General features: G+C 48.4%; 13 protein-coding genes and 1 pseudogene. 5 read left to right on the top strand and 9 right to left on the bottom strand.

Going from position 1 to position 19317, the window contains the following annotated elements; translation table 11 throughout:
• Nucleotides 1–45: 45 nt before the first annotated feature.
• The gene (locus AC5JMP_RS18895) at nucleotides 46–3336 is read left to right on the top strand and encodes an efflux RND transporter permease subunit (RefSeq protein ID WP_495853032.1); all 3291 of its coding nucleotides are present in this window, start codon (nucleotides 46–48) and stop codon (nucleotides 3334–3336) included.
• A 112-nt stretch (nucleotides 3337–3448) separates the two neighbouring features.
• On the opposite strand, the gene AC5JMP_RS18900 is transcribed toward AC5JMP_RS18895, so the two are convergent.
• Nucleotides 3449–4474, bottom strand: coding sequence for a 2-hydroxyacid dehydrogenase (locus AC5JMP_RS18900; protein WP_495853033.1), 1026 nt, complete (start codon nucleotides 4472–4474; stop codon nucleotides 3449–3451).
• A gap of 148 nt (nucleotides 4475–4622) precedes the next feature.
• On the bottom strand, nucleotides 4623–7058 hold the full coding sequence (locus AC5JMP_RS18905; RefSeq protein WP_495853034.1) for a phosphoketolase family protein: 2436 nt from the start codon (nucleotides 7056–7058) through the stop codon (nucleotides 4623–4625).
• 1867 nt (nucleotides 7059–8925) lie between these two features.
• Here AC5JMP_RS18905 and AC5JMP_RS18910 point away from each other — a divergent pair.
• From AC5JMP_RS18910 to AC5JMP_RS18920, 3 genes are all read left to right on the top strand, one after another.
• Nucleotides 8926–9444 carry a GtrA family protein gene (locus AC5JMP_RS18910; protein ID WP_495853035.1) on the top strand — a complete coding sequence of 173 codons (519 nt, stop codon included), beginning with the start codon at nucleotides 8926–8928 and terminating at the stop codon, nucleotides 9442–9444.
• 218 nt (nucleotides 9445–9662) lie between these two features.
• Complete coding sequence (locus AC5JMP_RS18915) at nucleotides 9663–11156, top strand: MptA/MptB family glycosyltransferase (RefSeq protein WP_495853036.1); 1494 nt, start codon at nucleotides 9663–9665, stop codon at nucleotides 11154–11156.
• A 44-nt stretch (nucleotides 11157–11200) separates the two neighbouring features.
• Nucleotides 11201–12661 (top strand): glycosyltransferase family 4 protein, encoded by a 1461-nt coding sequence (locus AC5JMP_RS18920; protein WP_495853037.1) that lies wholly within the window; start codon nucleotides 11201–11203, stop codon nucleotides 12659–12661.
• 114 nt (nucleotides 12662–12775) lie between these two features.
• Here the strand turns inward: AC5JMP_RS18920 and AC5JMP_RS18925 are convergent, their stop codons facing one another.
• Nucleotides 12776–13342: an FKBP-type peptidyl-prolyl cis-trans isomerase gene (locus AC5JMP_RS18925; protein ID WP_495853038.1), complete on the bottom strand. Its 567-nt coding sequence runs from the start codon at nucleotides 13340–13342 to the stop codon at nucleotides 12776–12778.
• A gap of 123 nt (nucleotides 13343–13465) precedes the next feature.
• Nucleotides 13466–13789 (bottom strand): phasin family protein, encoded by a 324-nt coding sequence (locus AC5JMP_RS18930; RefSeq protein WP_495853039.1) that lies wholly within the window; start codon nucleotides 13787–13789, stop codon nucleotides 13466–13468.
• Between the two features lie 316 nt (nucleotides 13790–14105).
• Between AC5JMP_RS18930 and AC5JMP_RS18935 the strand changes: the two genes are divergently transcribed.
• A complete protein-coding gene (locus tag AC5JMP_RS18935; protein ID WP_495853040.1) occupies nucleotides 14106–14411 on the top strand; it encodes a TIGR03792 family protein in 306 nt (101 codons plus the stop codon).
• Nucleotides 14412–14459: 48 nt separating this feature from the next.
• Here the strand turns inward: AC5JMP_RS18935 and acs are convergent, their stop codons facing one another.
• From acs to AC5JMP_RS18960, 5 genes and pseudogenes are all read right to left on the bottom strand, one after another.
• Nucleotides 14460–16424 carry an acetate--CoA ligase gene (acs, locus tag AC5JMP_RS18940; protein ID WP_495853041.1) on the bottom strand — a complete coding sequence of 655 codons (1965 nt, stop codon included), beginning with the start codon at nucleotides 16422–16424 and terminating at the stop codon, nucleotides 14460–14462.
• 216 nt (nucleotides 16425–16640) lie between these two features.
• Nucleotides 16641–16895, bottom strand: coding sequence for a hypothetical protein (locus tag AC5JMP_RS18945; protein WP_495853042.1), 255 nt, complete (start codon nucleotides 16893–16895; stop codon nucleotides 16641–16643).
• A 163-nt stretch (nucleotides 16896–17058) separates the two neighbouring features.
• Nucleotides 17059–17163, bottom strand: a pseudogene (locus AC5JMP_RS18950) (IS982 family transposase); the annotation flags it as partial.
• A gap of 58 nt (nucleotides 17164–17221) precedes the next feature.
• The gene (locus tag AC5JMP_RS18955) at nucleotides 17222–18145 is read right to left on the bottom strand and encodes an RpnC/YadD family protein (protein WP_495853043.1); all 924 of its coding nucleotides are present in this window, start codon (nucleotides 18143–18145) and stop codon (nucleotides 17222–17224) included.
• A gap of 243 nt (nucleotides 18146–18388) precedes the next feature.
• Nucleotides 18389–19317: tetratricopeptide repeat protein (locus AC5JMP_RS18960; RefSeq protein ID WP_495853044.1), on the bottom strand; the 929-nt coding region annotated here is incomplete at its 5' end.

The raw sequence follows: 19317 nt of genomic DNA on the forward strand, positions 1-19317 counted from the left end.
TTTAAGCGAATTTCCAAGCAAACTTCCGAGCCAAGAGCCTTCACTATGCAGACTCCCCAAACCTCCGGCTTCAGCATTAGCAGTCTTGCTATTCGCCAGCACATTGGCACCCTCATGATCACGCTGGCAGTGATGGTGATTGGTATCTTTTTTATTTTCAATCTCCAGGTTGATTTACTGCCTTCTATTACCTATCCCCGGATCGGTGTACGCCTTGATATTCCGGGTATCTCGCCAGATGTAGCGATCGATGAGGTGACAAGACCCCTCGAAGAGGCGCTTTCTGCGACGGAAGGTGTTGTGCAGGTTTACTCCCAAACCCGTGAAGGTCAAGTCAGCATTGATTTGTACTTTGAGGCTGGGGGTGACATTGACCAAGCGCTCAATGATGCTACGGCAGCCTTCAACCGGGCACAGGCGAATTTGCCGGATGTGGTAGAAGCCCCGCGCCTTTTCAAAGTAGATCCGTCTCAGCTGCCTGTGTATGAGTTAGCGATCGCATCTGCTTCCCTCGAAGCTGTAGATTTGCGGGTGTTCGCGGATGAAGAGCTAGCCCGTGAGCTTGGAGTAGTCTCAGGAGTTGCTTCTGTAGATGTTTCGGGCGGTGTTTCCGAAGAGGTTCGAGTTACGGTTGATCTGAATCGGCTGCAATCTCTTGGAGTCGGGCTGAACGAAATACTGACTGAGCTTGAGGAAACGAATCAGGATGTTTCGGGAGGGCGAATTCTGGGTGAGCGTTCAGAACCTCTCACGAGAGCTATAGGACGGTTCCAAGATGCCGATGAGATTCGCAACCTTTCCTTTAGAGTCGCTGTTCCGGCTGGAGAGACTGAGTCTAGTGCGCGTCGAGTGTATCTGCGCGACTTTGCAGAGGTTGAAGATGGAACAGAGAACCAGCGGATTTTTGTCTCGCTCAACAAGCAGCCTGCCGTTAAGGTCAGCATTCAGAAGCAGCCTGATGCCAACACGATCCAAGTAGTTGAGGGCGTAAAGCGCCGCATTGCAGAGCTACGACAAGCTGGAATTATTCCAGAAGGGACGGAACTGATTCCGACTCTGGATGAGTCCATATTTATTCAAGAATCGCTGAATAGCGTTACCGATGCAGCGCTCTCTGGAGCTGCTCTTGCTGCTTTGGCCGTGCTGGTGTTTCTCGGATCGCTACGGCAAACCCTCATTATCAGCTTGACGATTCCTCTCTGTACTTTGGCAGCTGCGATCGCCATGAGGCTCTGCGGCTTCTCGCTCAACGTTTTCAGCTTGGCTGGACTGGCTATCAGCGTTGGACAGGCGGTAGATACTTCAGTTGTAGTGCTAGAAAACATCAACAAGCGATCGGCTGCTCAGCTTAGCTCTAGCGCTCTTGAACAGAATGGGCAGCAAAATGGGCAGCAAAATGGGCAGAAGAATGGGCAGCAAAATGGGCGATCGCGTCAAACCGCAATTGATTTAGTGGAAGAGAGTAGCCGAGAGGTGGAATCTTCGCTTGTAGCGGCAACCGCAGGCAACATTGTGTCGGTGCTGCCGTTCGTTCTAATTGGGGGGTTTATTGCTCTACTGTTCAATGAGCTGATTCTGACGATTTGCTTCGCAGTTTTGGCATCGCTGCTAGTTGCGGTTACCGTAGTCCCGATGCTCTCATCTCGGCTGATTACCATCCGCTGGTCGAGTCGGATCAATCAGTTATGGCTGCTGCGAGAATTTAATCAGCGACTTGAAGGCGCAACCCGCCGATATGCCAAAGTATTGGGGTTAGCAGTTCATCATCGACTGGTGGTTTTAGCGATCGCTTTTGCAGTCTTGGGCGGCAGCAGCTTGCTGATGATCGGTCAAATTCCACAAGAGGTTCTGCCGCGTATTAACACAGGGCAAGCGCGGCTCAATGCTCAGTTTCCACCCGGAACGCCGCTAGAGGTGAGCCAGAAGATCATGACTGCCGTAGATGACATTTTCTTGGCTCAGCCGGAAACGCAAGATGTCTTCTCTACAGTGGGCGGTTCTCTATTTGCCAGCAGCACCAGCGAAAACCCGCTCCGGGCTTCTAGCACCATTACCCTGAAGCCAGGGGCAGATGTTGAGCAGTATGTTTCTAAAGTTTCACGGGAGTTCAATCAGCTCAATCTTGTTGATGTTCGATTGCGGATGAGTCCGGGTGAAGTGCGAGGATTAATTCTCAATAATTCCCCAGTGCGATCGGATGTGGACGTGATCTTGCAAGGAGAAGATGCCGAAGTTTTGGAACAGGCAGGACAGCAGGTGCTGCAAGCTCTGGAGGAGGCAGAGCTATCAAGCTTCCGACCCGATGCAGATAGCCGTCAGCCTGAGCTACAGATTCGACTCGATCGCGAACGGGCAGCCGATCTGAATCTGAATATTCAAGATGTGGGTGATGTGTTAACGACGGCGATCGAAGGGTCTGTTCCCACGCAGCTCCAGCGCGGCAATCGCCTAGTAGACGTGCGCGTACAGCTCAATCAGGATGAAATTCGCCAATCTTCTCAGCTAGAGGCTTTGCCTCTCTTTACCGCAGACCGACAGCTTGTGCGGCTGGGCAATGTGGCACAGATTCAGGCTGGGCAAGCTCCTGGGCAAATTCAGCGGATTAACCAACGCCAAGTTTTTCTAATCGCGGGAACTCTGAATGAAGGAGCAAGTCTGGGAGCAGCTTTGGAGGAGGTCGATCGCGTCATGCAGGGCATTGATCTGCCACAGGGTGTTAGCCGTCTGCCTAGTGCTGCTGCTCAAAGCAACCAGGATATTCAGGCAGCACTGCCATTGCTGGGCGGACTAGCGGCTTTTCTGGTGTTTGTAGTGATGGCGGTGCAATACAACTCTCTAGTTGATCCGCTGGTGATCATGTTTACCTTGCCTTTAGCTTTGGCAGGCGGTATTTGGGGGCTGTTCTTCACTCAAACGGCGATTGGTGCCACGGTAATTGTAGGTGCGGTGCTGCTGGTGGGTATTGTCGTCAACAATGCCATCATCATGGTGGAAACGGCGAACCAGATTAGAGAGGAAGAGGGAGTCGATCGCCGAATAGCTATTCTCAGAGCAGCTCCCGAACGCCTTCGTCCTATTTTGATGACAACTACAACAACTGTTCTGGGACTGTTTCCTTTAGCGTTGGGGCTAGGGCAAGGAGGAGAGTTCTTGCAGCCTTTGGGCATCGTGGTGTTCTCAGGGTTGACGCTAGCAACCCTGCTGACCCTGTTTGTCATTCCTTGTTTTTATTTACTGCTGCATGATTTGTTTAGCCGGGGATCAGATCCTGCACCTGCTATGGAAACGCTACCTTTGAAAGAAAACCCCAAAATCACCTCTCATCGTAAATCTTGATGCGATTGCATTTAGCTGTTGAAAGATAAAAGATGGTAGCCAGCATTCACCTGTGTTCTACTATTGGTAGCTACAATCTTGGTGCGATGAATCAAGGGTTTCACAGTAGACTTCAAATAGCCGTTTTTTCGAGAGTAGGAGGCTGATAAATCACTTCATTCTTTAAGGGATTCCCCTGCTCAAAATCAGTGATGTTAGACAGGGTCGTGGTGGCAATGGTTTCTAGGGCATTTCGGGTGAAAAATGCCTGGTGTGCTGTAACGACTACATTAGAAAACGATAAGAGCAATTGGAACGTGTCGTCCTGGATGATGGTATTGGACAGGTCTTGGAAGAAAAGCTCATTCTCCTGTTCATACACATCAATGCCCAAGTAACCAATTTTGCCGGACTTAATCCCCTGAATCACAGCAAGTGTGTCAATCAAGCCACCGCGACTGGTGTTAATTAACATAACTCCCGATTTCATCTGGGCGATCGTCTCGGTACCAATCAGATGATGCGTCTCAGGGAGCAGCGGACAGTGGAGGGAAATGATGTCAGATTGAGCCAAAAGTTCTGCTAGGGGAACATATCGGGCATTGCCGATCGCTTCAAATTGAGCATTGGGATAGGCATCATAGCCCAACAGTGAACAACCAAAGCCCTGCATAATTTGGGCGAACACAAGACCAATTTTTCCGGTGCCCACCACGCCAACCGTACAGCCATGCAGGTCAAATCCCAGCAATCCTTCTAGGGAAAAGTTGTCCTCCCGCACCCGGTTATAGGCCTTGTGGAGTTTGCGGTTCAGAGTCAGAACCAATGCAACTGCATGTTCGGCAACTGCGTAGGGAGAGTAAGCCGGAACTCGCACTACCTTGATACCCAGCTCTGCTGCTCGCTTCAGATCGACTGTGTTGAACCCAGCCGAACGCAGTGCCAGCAGCCGAGTTCCACGGGAGGCAAGAACGTCCAGCGTTGTCGCATCGGCAATGTCGTTGACAAACATACATACGGCTGGAAAATCTTCTGCCAACAGAGCCGAATGTCCGTTGAGTTGGGTGTCAAAGAACGTCAGCGCATGATGATGGTTAGCGTCTGCAGCTTCAAATGATTGGCGATCGTAGGATTTACTACTAAAAAAGGCAACCTTCATGATGCAAGCTCCCAAGGGGCAGGATGTTACTGAGCAGAAATCAGCAGGCTAGAGGGCTTAGCGCAACATCAAGTTTTACCTAACTTGGTCAGAACAACAAAGGGCATCCATTGTTGGTATGCCCTTCGCAATTAGGTAATGAAGCTAGTTAGTAAGGCCACTTCCAATCCACCACATCAGGGCGATCGATACCATACTCATAGGCGTAGTTAGTGCAAGAAATCTGCTCGTCTTTGAGCATTTCTTTAACATGAGCACCCGCTACCCTAAGATGAGGAACTCGGTCAATCACATCGATCGCAATACTAAAGCGGTCAATTTGGTTTTGGATCGCCAGGTCTAACGGGGTGTTGATGTTGCCCGCCTCCTTGTAACCCCGCACATGGATGTTTGCATGATTGGTACGACGGTAGGTGAGACGATGAATCAACCAGGGATAGCCGTGGAAGTTGAAAATGACGGGCTTATCGGGAGTAAAGAGACTGTCAAAATCGCGATCGCTTAATCCATGAGGATGCTCTGATTCAGGCTGCAACTTGAACAGGTCGATCACGTTAATAAAACGAATCTTCAAATCCGGGAAATTCTCCCGCAGCAGCCACGTGGCTGCCAATGACTCCTGTGTAGGGATATCACCCGCAGTTACCAGCACAACATCCGGCTCTCCTCCTTGGTCATTGCTTGCCCAATGCCAGATATCAATGCCTTTCGTGCAGTTCTTAATCGCATCATTCATGCTGTGATACTGCAAGTGCAACTGCTTATCACACACGATGACATTGATGTAATTCTTGCTGCGTAAGCAGTGGTCTGCCACCGATAGCAACGTGTTAACATCAGGCGGCATATAAATGCGAACCACATCTGGACTCTTATTCAGCACAATATCAATGAAGCCTGGATCTTGGTGGGTAAAACCATTATGATCCTGCCGCCAAACGGTCGAGGTAATCAGCAGGTTAAGAGAGGCAACCTCTTCTCGCCAGTGAATGTGATTGCAGATGGACAACCACTTCGCGTGCTGGTTGAACATGGAATCGATCACGTGAGCAAACGACTCATAGGTAGAGAAGAAACCATGCCGTCCGCTCAGCAAGTAACCTTCTAGCCAGCCTTCCAGCGTATGCTCACTTAACATCTCCATGACCCGACCATCGGGAGACAGTTCGCCACCGTCTGCATCTTCAGGCAAGTAATCTGCGATCCAGAACTTCTTGCTGACCTCGTAAACCGCGCCCAGTTTATTAGAAGTGTTTTCGTCAGGACCAAAAACTCGAAAATTCGTCATGTTGTTTTTCATGACATCCCGTAGAAACACGCCCAGAGGCTTGGTGTTCTCAGCCTCCGTTAAACCGGGCTTGTCCACCTGCACACCATACTGCCGGAAATCGGGCATATTTAGCTCATGCAGCAACAAACCCCCGTTTCCGTAGGGCGTGGAACCCAGTCGCTTATCGCCGATCGGCGCCATTTCTTTAATCTCAGGCAGCAAAGCGCCGTTGGCGTCAAACAGCTCTTCTGGCTTGTAGCTTCGCATCCAAGCTTCTAACTGACGCACATGCTCAGGATTGCTGTGCATTCCACCCATCGGCACCTGGTGAGAGCGCCAAAACCCTTCGACTTTATGACCATCTACTTCTGTGGGACCTGTCCAACCCTTGGGGGTTCGCATGACAATCATCGGCCAAATAGGGCGAGTGGCAACCCCGCTGCTGCGAGCTTCCTGTTGAATGCTGTGAATCATAGAAACACAGTGATCTAGGGTAGCTGCCATTGCCTGGTGCATTGACTCAGGATCAGAGCCTTCAACAAAGTAAGGTTCATAACCGTAGCCTTCAAACAATGCTTTTAGCTCTCGATGGCTGATACGCGACAGAATTGTGGGGTTATTGATCTTGTAGCCGTTCAGGTGCAACACAGGCAGGACTGCACCATCTCGGATGGGGTTGATAAACTTGTTGGAGTGCCAGGAGGTAGCGAGAGGACCCGTCTCAGACTCGCCGTCGCCCGGCATAGACACCACAATCAAATTAGGGTTATCAAAGGCAGCGCCGTAGGCATGAGAAAGGCTATAGCCCAGTTCGCCCCCTTCATGAATGGAACCTGGAGTTTCGGGGGTGCAATGGCTGCCAACACCGCCTGGGAATGAGAATTGCTTGAAGAACTGCCTCATGCCAGCTTCGTTCTCGCAGCATTCAGAATAAAACCGCGAATAGGTTCCTTCAAGGTAGCAAGGACCCAGGAAACCGGGCGCACCATGCCCTGCACCGACCATGAACAGCATATCTTGATCAAACTTCTTAATCACTCGGTTTAGGTGAGTGTAAAGAAAGCTGATGCCTGGACTGGAACCCCAATGCCCCAGCAATCGTAGCTTAATCTGTTCAGACTTGAGGGGTTCTCTCAGCAAGGGGTTTTCCCGCAGGTAGATCATCCCAACTGCCAAATAGTTTGCAGCTCGCCAAAACGCATGCATCTTGCCAAGCTCGTCCGCACTCAGGGGTGCTCCTTCAACGGTGGAACGTGCGGTACCAAACGCACTAATCGAAGTCTCTATATTTGCTTTTGGGGGCGTTGCTACCATAGTCGCGATACTCTCTATAAAATTACAGTTTTCACTCTAAAGATTGCATGGAATGGTCGAACCAGAATGCTGCCCTTCCAACGATCAACACATCTCAATCACTAAAACCACACCCCTTCGTCTTATCGCGATCGAAACACCACAGAAGGAAGTAACAATTACCTTCCTGTGGAAAATGAGCTTACCTAATTGATGCCTATACCAGTAACAATGATGATTTTCATAGAAGTCAAGATATGCCCTACAGAAGTACTATCACTCAACGGTTTTGCTAGGCATCAACGTAAGAGATGAAAATAACAACCTTGTATAAAGCCCATAGACTCAAGCTGACCGAAACATCTAAATAGATAGACAAACCTAAATGAATTCATAGCGCTATTCAGATACAGTCAGCCTTTCAGAGCGAACTATTTTTGCTTTAATCAGGTCGTTCTAACTATTGATCAGAATTAAGTGCGTTTAATAGCTGGAGTTTTATTTTTAGCTTAGCGGGAGATGAAATAATAGGTTTAAACCAACGACATCTATGTAAAGGTATACATTAAGATATCAGTTTTGGCTAGGGTAGCTCCCTATAAAGTGTCCCAGCGCACCTGGATTAAACCCGGTTTAAGTAAAAATAATCTAGAGGTAAAGTGCTGTGAAGCAACGTGTTTTAAGCACCTTAGAGTCAAGCTATGACAAAAATAATGAAAAGCTGCTGTTCCATGTCTTAGATAGTTCTAGCTGAGTCAAACTGAACTTTCGCCTGATGAGATAGCTCCATCAAAAACAGGTGACTATGTATGAGGATGTAATATGTATGACGGCATAACAAGGTTGAACTACTTATAAAGGTGTCACTTCTCAAAATAAAGGTTTAAGTAGCTCGTCGTCTTATTGATTAAAGTAACTGTCGATACATCCTACTAATAACTTTTGTCAAATATAGCAATTCTAAATCACTTGCGAGAAGGAGCCATAGGTGAATAGCTTTGGAAAATCAAAGACCTGACGATGAGTGGCAAACTCAAACATAAACTTAACTGCATCAAATGATTTGCACAAATGGGAGGAATCTCGAATCAGTCGCTTGGCTTGAAATCTACCGTTACTGAAGCGGTTCAGTTAACCAAGCCAGTCTAGCTAACCAAGCTAAAACTTCCTCTTGATACTCAAATCGATGGTGGATGCAGTGAAAAGGATCAAAAACATGCCAATAAATTCTGCTGGTTCTGGGGTCAATAATTTGCTCTATTTGCAGTTCTTGAGATTCAACCAGCAAGGTTTTCAAATATTGCAATAGCCCTCCAAAGATCTTCTGCTCAAGCCTATGAGGTGGGCTAATCTTCCAGCAATTTTCTAAGAAACTGTTAATTACAACTCTGTCTAGTGAAGAATGCATCTTGACCTCTGAAGACTAGAAGCACAGATCTAAAGGTATTTTCTTCCTCGCTTTGAATTAACTCTGCGATCGAGGTTTAGATTCTGATATCAGTCTCTCGTCAATCACCGTTCCAGGCTTCCTGCCACCAAACGATTGAGATATCCCCCCAAAGCATTACCCGACTGGTAAGAATGGAGTCATTTTCTTCTGCCAATCCATCAGAATATCAGTGCGCCTAACTAAAGGAGTATTTACAGCCAATTTGTTTTGACTTTAACTTAGAGTCGTGGATTAAATAACTTGTACAACCGCTCTGCCGTATGGGCTTAGCTAAGCCCATACCTTAACCAGCGCAATTTAAGTAGATTAGCGGCTATTATGAGGCGGTTTTGATTTGAGGCAGTTTTGACAGAACTTGCTGGTGGAAGAAGATGTTGCATAGAGGCAAGTTCAACAGTTCTCCTGAGTTAGCGACCTATTCACTCTGTCAATCATTAAATGCTGAATACTCAACAGAGCAGTTGTTTTCAGGTGCCAACTGGATTGCTAAAAGTTCCTGGTTTAACCGAAATCTACTCACAAGGTGGCGATGGAGAATCGATAAGGTTGACCCTGCATTGTCAGGATGAGCGAGGGCGGTCGATTGCATTGCCCAAAGTTTTGAGTAGCATCACTGAACCGATGAGCGGCTACTTTTTGGTGGGTCGTCAGGCGATCGCAGGTATTTCCCTAGCTCCTGGCTACAAAATTCTGCTAGAAGTGCTGGGTCGTGGCAATATCGGTGGCTGGACATTCAAAGATCTTGCGCAGCAGCAAGGCTCTCAGAGACGGACTCTCAAGTGCTTGCCAAAGTTCAACCCCATGGGTTTGATGGGACTAATTCTACAGGTCTTGCTTTTGAATCTGCTGTTCAACGCCTTGCATCTCAATCCGTATCTTGCTAACTTTTTAGCAATTGCTGCTGTCGCCATTTGGAACCTTTGGATTAATCTAAAGCTCAACTGGCAAGTCACTTAAGTTACCTCGCTTAAGTAAGATGCTTAGGCAGGTTATGGGGAGCAGGTTGTGGGACATTCTTCTAAATAGTTTGATTTCTTCAGAGTTTTGCAGGTGCAAGTTTCGCAAGGTACAAGTTTCGCAGGGTGCATTGTGTCAGAGGCTTCTTAACTATCTTTAATCAGGGGTTACGATCGCTTTAATCCTTTAGAATTCTTTGCAGTTTCCTTGGAAAAATCATGGTGAGAGCGATTAAAAGTCAGGGCTTTCTGTTTGCATTTGCACTGTCTGCTGCCTTGGTTTTGTGCGTTATTTTTACGATCGGTGGAGTGACGAGCTTTTCGGACATTATCACGGGCGAAGAAGCCAGTTTTAACGATGCATCGTTCAACGGTGTCAGCTCTGTTAGATTTGTATCAACGTTAGCCTATCTTTGTACTTGTTTTGCCTATATTGCTTGGTTGTTGCAAAAACGAGAAGTTTCTAATGATCTGAAGTTTACTCAATTACTTAGACCTGCAACTCCCTTCTTAGTTCTAGCATTTATCGCATATCCACTCAGCAATGATATCTATCTCTACCTTCAGTATGGTCTGATGGGGTTGCGGGGTATAAATCCTTACATCATCCCTTCTAGTAAAGTCTCTACTGTACTTGATCCACTGCTATACTGGCTGCAAACTTCGACCTACGGCCCGATCTCCGAAGTGTTTTTTATGGTATCGGCTCTATTCGTTCAATTGAGTCCGATCATCGGAGTTTATGTATTCAAGATTTTTTGTGTCCTGGCTTACGTTTTAAACGCTTACTTGATCTGGCGGTTCCTCAAACCGTCTCCCCATCGAAGTAAGCTGACGATGATATATCTGCTAAATCCTTTTCTGCTGATGGCTCATATTGCAGATGCTCATGTTGACGTATTCCTGTGTTCTTCAATTATTTTGCTCATTATTTGTCTTTACAACCGTCTTTACGTGGCTTCAGTTTTAGCGGTTACGGCAGGATTTTTGACTAAAACCCTGCCTATTATTTGGTTCCCGCTGGTTGCAGGTTTCTTGGTTCGGCGACGGCGATGGCGCGAATTGGCGATCGCCACGGCAATCTGTTTAGCCATTGTTCTGGTGCTAAGCTACACCGTTTTTCCAACGCTGGCAGCTTGGAAAAGCTTGCTTAATCCGGGTGTCTCTGGATTAACAGCTCGATCGATCCACCATTTGGTTAACCTGATTATTTCATTCACCACAGGTTCAGAACTGTACCAAAATCAAGCCATCATGCAGCAAATGGCTCGGATCACCTTTTTGGGTTTTGCAGGCTTTTATGCCTGGAAATTATTTCAACCCTGGCTCAAGTCAAGATACTCTGAGGCTCATCTAATCGTTGACTTGGGATGGGTAACGCTTGTATTGCTCCTGGGAGCTACGCCTTGGCTGATGCCTTGGTATCCTTCCGTTCTTCTACCCTTTGCGCTATTGGCTATCAATGCGTCTATTTTCTCTCTGACCAGCTTTGTCTTCTGTTTAACGACTGGCGCAGTCATGGGTGCAGGTAGTGGCGACACCTTGCTGAGCTTTGCGGGTAGTTTGATTACGTGGGTGCCTGCTCTCTCTGTCCTTGTCTTTCGTCAGCAAATTGTGCTGGCGCTTGAAAATACTTTTACCACTTTAAGCAGTGATGAATTGCTTCAGCCTTCTCATTCGAGACAGATTCCGCCCTCTTCTCGATCGAAGTAAAATGTTGTGCTGTGCGGCGGCTTTAAGTTCTTAAGGGGTGTATTATGCTTCAAACATTCTTCAACGCGTTGACGACAAAAACCGCTCAACTCATGGAGCCGTTTAGCTCTCGCTCTAATTCGCAGCAAGCTGCATCGATCGCTCCTGCCGATCCCTGCAATCTAAGAATTTTGATTGTTGCTGAACATGCCTCAATGCGGTTTGGCGGCGAAGCCACCTTACCCTTGCACTATTTTAGAATTTTGCGTCAGCGAGGCATTGAGGCTTGGCTGGTGGTGCATGAACGAACGCGTGATGAATTAATGGATAGCTTTGCTGAAGACAGCGATCGCATCTATTTCACCCCAGATACAGCTGTTCACCGCGCCCTGTACTCTACAAGTCAATATCTGCCGAGAGCCATCTTTGCAATGACCTGCGGGTTTGCTATGCAGCTTTTGACTCAGATCTATCAGCGTCGTTTGAGTCGAGAAATCGTCAAAAGTCAGCGAATTGACCTCATTCATCAGCCCATCTGTGTCTCTCCTCGCACTCCTTCACTGATTTATGGCATGGGAGTTCCTGTGGTCATGGGACCTATGAATGGCGGCATGACCTATCCGCCCGGATTTCAACATATGCAAAGCCGAGCCGTCAGACTGAGCGTTTACCTGGGTCGCCTCTTATCCAATGTTCTCAACGCTTTGATCCCAGGTAAAAGGCTGGCAGATATTTTGCTGGTTGCCAACCAACGAACGCGAAATGCGCTGCCTACAGGTATTCAAGGTCAGGTGATTGAGTTGGTAGAAAATGGGGTAGATATCTCGCTCTGGAAGCCTAAGCTGTTTAATCCATCGATGTTGAAATCGCCCACACCCGAAAGTGCCGTGACGAGATTTGTGTTTATGGGGCGGTTGGTAGATTGGAAGGGCGTTGATTTATTGCTAAGGGCGCTTAAAAAAGTGCTAGAACAAACGCCTGCCAAATTGGAAATTATCGGAGAGGGCCCCGATCGCGCAGCGCTTGAGCAGTTAGCCCAAGAGTTAGGAATGATGGGTCACACGACTCAGGACAACCTCAAGGATTCTGAAGGCGATCGCACCTCCGATCGCGCGGCAGTGCAGTTTATAGGCTGGCTGTCGCAAGCTGAATGCGCCCAGCGACTCCAACATGCCGATGTCTTAGTGCTGCCCAGTCTGTTTGAATGTGGTGGAGCGGTAGTGCTGGAAGCCATGACGGTCGGTTTGCCTGTGATTGCCACCAGTTGGGGAGGGCCAATTGACTATGTTAACGAGCAGTCTGGTGTGCTAATTGCCCCCACTTCTCAAGCCGATTTCATTGAAGATTTGGCAGATGCGATGATCAAACTGGCAAAGTCTCCAATTCTGCGTAAACAAATGGGGCAGGCAGGACGGCAGCAGGTGCTTGAGCGCTTTGATTGGGAAAAAAAGATTGACGATATTCTGCAAGTTTATGCCGAAGTAACGCGTTCTTTTTCTCCTGCGAATACGCTGTGCGATCGCTAAGCAGACTGGCGGTAGCCATAAGCAATGCTGGTGATATTCCAGCGCTAGAAATAGAAATGCCGCCCAATTGGGCGGCATTTCTATTTCTAAAGCGGTTTTTACGGTAGATTATGACTACTTCACGCCTAGCAGCTCTACATCAAAAATCAGGGTAGCATTGGGAGGAATCACTCCACCTGCTCCCCGCGCACCATAGCCCAACTCTGACGGGATAACCAGCTTGCGCTGACCGCCAACCTTCATTGTGCTCAGCCCTTCATCCCAGCCTTTGATCACCTGACCTTGACCAATGCGAAACTCAAAGGGGCGATTGCGATCGCGAGAGCTATCAAACTTGGTGCCATCTTCCAACGTGCCCGTATAGTGAACAGTCACGGTTTGCCCTGACGTGGGAGTAGCGCCAGTTCCTTCTACGATTTCGACGTATTTCAAGCCAGAAGGAGTGGTTACGGTAGCTAGATCATCTTGTGTCATGAGGTCGGCTGCATTGGGTGTAGAGGAACTGGAAGCTTGAGCGATTACCTGGACTGCACTAGGCACACTAGCGATCATTGTTGAACTTAGCTCAGTGGTCGGCAGAGAAGAAGCGATCGCTTCACTGCCCCGATTCGTGAACTGAGCCACTACTAAAACCACTAGGCAACCCATCATCACGGCAAAGCTGATGAGAATTTCCCGCACAATCAATCCTCCTGTCTCTTCAAGTCCAATCCTCAGTGTAAAAGAGAATGGAGGACTAAAGGTTAAAAAAGGTCAAAGTTTCCATCTCTAGATCCAGAAGATGCAGATTTTAGGAAGCTGCTTCTAGCGCCACAGCTTATTTTCTAGATCGCGCACCTGACGTTCTAGGCGATCGAGCCGACCTCTCAGCTCGTCCATTTCGTTTTGGCGCGGCACGCCTAGGTCTTGCAGCATATTGCGGAACTGTCGCTGCATCTGCTCTTCGACGTTGCCCTGATCAGCCTTCAGCTTTTGCATCAGGTCATTGGCAAACTTGGTGGCTTGCTCTGGATCAAGGGTGCCGTCCTTTACCCACTGATCGCTTACCTCTCGGAGTTTGTCAGCAACTAACGAAGTGGTGCCAATGCCAAGCAGAAAAAGCTGTTGCAGAATGTTGTTGCTATCCATAGTTCAGTATTTTTGTGGTTTTTTACCGTCCGAGGAGGTTTGTCAGTCTAAGGCAGCGACCTTGACCCTCAAAACTGCTGTAATTCAAGTTGTCTGTGATTTTAAGCTAGAAGCAAGGCTTACTTCTAATATGCAATTCTATTCTGGCAAATCTAATTTACTTGCGATCGCTCTTTGAAGTGCGGCTATCCACACTCAAATTTTTGCTCACTGGCGCAGGGCTACGGCGTATCTCAGCAAAGCAAAAATTAGCGCAATGGTTTAACCTGTAAACTCTGTAAGGAAAAAGGTTCGAAGAAAGAGTAAGGAGCAGAATGTGGTAATCGAATGGCTGAAGGTTCGCGTCGAGCCAGACAAACGAGAGCAATACATCCAAAAAGATGCAGAAATCTGGACAAAGGCGCTATCAAAGTATCCTGGTTTCTTGGGCAAAGAGGTATGGATTAGCCCAGAAGATCTGTCAGAGGTGATCATGGTCATCCACTGGGAAAGCTTTGAGAAATGGTATGCGATTCCAGCCGCAGACCTGGAGAAAACTGAAAAGGAGTTTTCTCAGATAATGGGAAGCACCTATGAAATAGTACAGTCTGCTGGATATCAGGTTCGGAATATCACACGATAAGCCAACCCCTTTTTTGATAGGGACGCTTAACGCCCCTATCAAAAAACTTTATGCCCCTTCCCTCAATTTATCCAACACCGATCGATCTTCTAGCGTCGAAGTGTCTCCGGTAATCTCTTCGCCAGCCGCCAGCGATCGCAGCAGCCTACGCATGATTTTGCCCGATCGCGTCTTGGGCAGGGCTTCGCTGAAGCGAATCTCACCAGGACGCGCCAGAGCGCCAATTTCCTGCACCACATGCTTTTTCAGTTCAGCGCTGAGTTCAGGGCTAGGAGCAAAGCTGGGATCTAAAGTGACAAACGCCACGACTTCTTCGCCCTTCACTTCATCGGGCTTGCCAACCACTGCCGCCTCAGCAACGGCTGGGTGAGACACCAGCGCTGACTCAATTTCCATCGTGCCCAGTCGGTGCCCAGCCACGCTGATCACGTCATCGACCCGACCCATCACCCAGAAATAGCCGTCGGCATCTTTACGCGCCCCATCTCCCGCAAAGTAGGTGTAATGTCCGTCTTGGGGGGGAATATGCTCCCAGTAGGTGCGACGAAAGCGATCGGGGTCGCCATACACCGTGCGCATCATGCCCGGCCAAGGATGCTGAATCGCCAGATAGCCTCCCTCATGATCAGGGACGGGATTGCCCTCCAGATCAACAATTTCCGCCAGAATGCCAGGGAAGGGACGGGTAGCAGAACCGGGCTTGGTGGCGATCGCCCCCGGCAAGGGCGTAATCATGACCCCACCCGTTTCGGTTTGCCACCAGGTATCGACGATCGGGCAACGTTCGCCACCAATAACCCGGTGATACCACATCCAGGCTTCAGGGTTGATCGGTTCGCCGACGGTGCCTAATAGCCTCAGCGAGGACAGATTTCTGGCGTTGGGTTCGTGGTCACCCATGCGCATGAAAGCTCGAATTGCTGTGGGAGCCGTGTAAAAAATATTTACCCCATACTTCTCGATCACGTCCCAGAAGCAGCCAGGATTTGAGGCACGGGGTGCGCCCTCGTACATCAGCGTCGTCGCCCCGTTGGACAAGGGTCCATAGACAATGTAGCTATGCCCGGTGATCCAGCCGACATCGGCAGTACACCAGTAGACATCGGTATCCTTCAGGTCAAAAATCCATTTTGTCGTGACGTGGCTATACAGGTTGTAGCCAGCGGTCGTATGTACGACTCCCTTGGGCTTACCCGTGCTGCCAGAGGTGTAGAGAATGAACAGCATATCCTCGCTGTCCATGGGTTCTGCCGGACAGTCGGCTGAAACGCCCTGACGGATGTCATGCCACCAGTGATCGCGTCCCGGTTCCATCGCAATTGGCTGAGCTGTGCGCTGTACCACCAGCACATTTTTGACCGTGGGCGCATCTGCCAGGGCTTTGTCCACCTGCTCCTTTAGCGGCACGATCGCATCTTTCCGCCAGCCGCCATCTGCGGTAATCACCAGTTTTGCCTTGCCATCCTTCAGCCGATCGCGCAGAGCTTCAGCGCTAAAGCCACCAAACACGACGGTGTGGGGCGCACCAATTCGGGCACAAGCCAACATGGCGATCGCCGCTTCGGGAATCATGGGCATATAGATACCCACCACGTCGCCCTTCTGAACACCCAATTGCTTCAGGACATTGGCAAACTGACACACCTCTCGATGGAGCTGCGCGTAGGTAAAGGTGCGAGAATCGCCCGGTTCGCCTTCCCAAATCAGCGCGGCTTTATTGCGTCTCCAGGTGGTGAGATGGCGATCGAGGCAGTTGTAGGAAATATTGATTTTGCCGTTGACAAACCACTGCGCAAAGGGCGGCTGCCAATCCAGTACAGTGTCCCATTTTTGAAACCAGTGCAGCTCTGTTTCGGCAAGGTCTGCCCAGAATTTTTGGGGATCGGCTTTTGCTTTGGCGTAGAGCTGCTCATACTCGGCAAGGCTTTTAATCTCTGCCTGCTGCGAGAACTCGGCGGGCGGCTCAAAGAGGCGGCTCTCTTGAAGGGTGGAATCGATTGTTACTTCTGCCATAGCGTGTGTGCTTTAGAGGGAAGGGTTGGACTGATGGTCTAAAGGATCGCAAGTTGCTTCTTTCAAAACCATACTTTTTGGGTTGCTGTATTGAACCACAAGTTAGGGTTTCTTCAAAAATCAATTGTGTGACTAACAGCCCGGATGCCTTTTCCAAATCCCTTGCTAAAGCCGTTTAGGGTTTGAGAACAGGGTGTCCCCTAAACCCTAGGCAACCTAAAAATCGCGATCGACACTGCTAGAAAAGACGGGTTCAACTCGCAGCGCCAAAATTCGGGAGGGGCGAACTACCATGTATTCGCCCTGGATGTTCTTAATCGGCACGTTGATGAAATCGTTGGAGGCAGACTTGGGCACTAGCTCACTGCTGTACCACTTCTGAAAGTCCTGGATAGTGGGAAAACGGACTTCTTCACGATGTCCACCTTCCATCATGATATGTACCGAAAATTCGTTAGGAGTTCTAGGCATAGGAAATATGGGGGGTCTAAACGCCGGGATCGCCACCTTAAGAGTAGCCCCAAATGGGTCTGCTCTCAGCAAGGCTTACGAGGTCAAGAGTTCCCTAATTCAGCTCAAGAATGAACAATCCATTGCTGTGAGTAGAGTTTCATTGTGACGTGAGTTCAATGAACTAGAAAATAGCAGCAGGTAAGGCAGGCAAGCTTTTGGGCTGCAAGTCCAAAGACGGCAACTTGGGCAAGTAAATATAGGCTACTAATCCTGCCGCCAGATTCAATCATAGTCTCAGCTTTTTTTCACCCTTTTTGCCAAATTGAGGGTTAAAAGAATTTTCTCTATAGAGGCTGAAATCTAGCAAGTAGTTCCTCGCGAGACAGTTGCATCAGCAATGGTGTGAATTCTTCAGCTGGTAATTCCAGTAAAGCTGAAATTGTTGAAGAGAGCTGATCATCAAGATCGCCAAAACGCACCTTGAGGATATTCTCAATGACCAGACGTTGCCCAGCCTGAATAGCTCTTCTCTCAACACCAGTGATGTAAGGCATTCGCCGTTCCTCCTCATAGCGAGTAAGTTCCTGCCAGAATTTCTCATCGATCGCATCAGGAAGCGCCATTAGCCAGTCAATGAATCGAAATAGATTTTGGATGTCTAAGCGCTGATACCCTTTTTCATAGAGGCGCTTGACCAAGAATAGCTTCCAGTCCTTGCGCTCTTCTCCATTATCCCGCGTCGCCTGGGTTTTGAGATGCGCCATGACCACTGTGGCAAAGGGATTTTGGCTCTCCTCCAGGAATTGCCATTGGTCAGCATAGTCTAACAACTTCACGATCGGAAACTGGAATTGCACCCGACATCCGAAAATCTCGTAGCCAAAATCGCGAGGGCGCCAAGTCAATCGCTCATCGCCCAGCACAGCGAGGCTGGCAACTTGGCGGTTGTAGCGATCGTAAATCCGGTAGTTGTAGACATACATTCGCTCTGCAAACCCAGATTCCTCCTGGCTCTGAACCTCGACATGCACCAACACCCAAGCCTCTTCTCCATCGTGCCGCCAAACTTTAACCAGCTTATCTACCAAGCGCTTCCCTAGTTCTGCCTCCCGGACAACCTGTTGAAATTCTTTGTCCAGAAATTCATAGGGTTTACTCCAGTCGATCTGAACCAGAATATCTGGGAAGAAGAAGGCGAAGAAGTCTTGAAGGTATGTTTCTAAAATTAGCTTCCAGGGATTGTCGTAATCGGATGGAGCTTCGGTCATGAATTCGGCAGATAGACATTAGCTTGACAGGGTACAGTGTAGCCTCAGTTAGGCTCTGTTTCCTGCGTCATCAATAGCTCGACCCAAAAGAGTTATTTCCTGGGGCGATCGCCAAAATTTGACCCTACCCAATGACAAACTCTGCGCTGATGTAATTCTTTAAATCAGCACGATCGCATTTTCAGCCCAAATAGTCTCACACTCCTATCAACCCTAAAAGCGCTACAGCCTACACTAGGACTCTTAATAAACCAAAGCTCGAAATCGTTCATGAGTCCGAATACCGTCAAAATCTGGGTTGCGTTTTGCTTCGCTTCGGCTACGACGAGGGGCAATATCGATCGCTTTTTGCAGATAATCAATCGCCTGTTCAATCTCATTTTGTAAGGCATGGCAGCAGGCTTTGGCGTAATAGCTACTCTCATCCTTGGGATCTTGCTGAATCGTTTGTTCACAGTCAGCAAGGGCTTCAGTGTAACGCTCTGCCCTTGCCAAAATGATTCCTCGATTTGCTTTGAACACTGCTTCTTCAGGTTCTAAACTAATTGCTTCATCGATAGCCGAGAGGGCTTTCTCAAAATCTTTGACAAAACTCAAGGTTAATGCTTTAGAATTTAGAGCGTTAGCATTTTGGGGGACAATTTCAAGGGCTTGATTGAAAGCAGCAAGGGCTTCTTCATATCGTTTTACATTACGTAATACATCTCCTTTGTTCTTCCAAGCATCAACATCATTCGGGTCAAGTTCGATCGCTTTTTGACAGCTTTCAATCGCTTCCTCATATCGCTCTAGGCTGTCAAGCGCAGCCCCTTTATTTGCCCAAGCATTAACCGATTTTGGGTCAAGTTCGATCGCTTTTTGGCAGCTTTCAATCGCTTCCTCATATCGCTCTAAATTGCTAAGTGCAGCCCCTTTATTTGCCCAAGCATTAACATCTTTCGGGTCAAGTTCGATCGCTTTTTGATAGCTTTCAATCGCTTCCTCATGTCGCTCTAAATTGCCAAGTGCGACTCCTTTATTTACCCAAGCATTAACCGATTTTGGGTCAAGTTCGATCGCTTTTTGATAGCTTTCAATCGCTTCCTCATATCGTTCCAAATTGCCAAGTGCGACTCCTTTATTTACCCAAGCATTAACCGATTTTGGGTCAAGTTCGATCGCTTTTTGATAGC

The sequence above is a fragment of the Drouetiella sp. genome, assembly GCF_059504425.1.

What these genes read in the sequence shown, in the direction of transcription:
- AC5JMP_RS18895 (WP_495853032.1), top strand. Translation starts at nt 46, where the DNA reads ATGCAGACTCCCCAAACCTCCGGCTTCAGCATTAGCAGTCTTGCTATT.
- AC5JMP_RS18900 (WP_495853033.1), bottom strand. Translation starts at nt 4,474, where the DNA reads ATGAAGGTTGCCTTTTTTAGTAGTAAATCCTACGATCGCCAATCATTT.
- AC5JMP_RS18905 (WP_495853034.1), bottom strand. Translation starts at nt 7,058, where the DNA reads ATGGTAGCAACGCCCCCAAAAGCAAATATAGAGACTTCGATTAGTGCG.
- AC5JMP_RS18910 (WP_495853035.1), top strand. Translation starts at nt 8,926, where the DNA reads ATGCTGAATACTCAACAGAGCAGTTGTTTTCAGGTGCCAACTGGATTG.
- AC5JMP_RS18915 (WP_495853036.1), top strand. Translation starts at nt 9,663, where the DNA reads ATGGTGAGAGCGATTAAAAGTCAGGGCTTTCTGTTTGCATTTGCACTG.
- AC5JMP_RS18920 (WP_495853037.1), top strand. Translation starts at nt 11,201, where the DNA reads ATGCTTCAAACATTCTTCAACGCGTTGACGACAAAAACCGCTCAACTC.
- AC5JMP_RS18930 (WP_495853039.1), bottom strand. Translation starts at nt 13,789, where the DNA reads ATGGATAGCAACAACATTCTGCAACAGCTTTTTCTGCTTGGCATTGGC.
- acs (WP_495853041.1), bottom strand. Translation starts at nt 16,424, where the DNA reads ATGGCAGAAGTAACAATCGATTCCACCCTTCAAGAGAGCCGCCTCTTT.
- AC5JMP_RS18945 (WP_495853042.1), bottom strand. Translation starts at nt 16,895, where the DNA reads ATGCCTAGAACTCCTAACGAATTTTCGGTACATATCATGATGGAAGGT.
- AC5JMP_RS18955 (WP_495853043.1), bottom strand. Translation starts at nt 18,145, where the DNA reads ATGACCGAAGCTCCATCCGATTACGACAATCCCTGGAAGCTAATTTTA.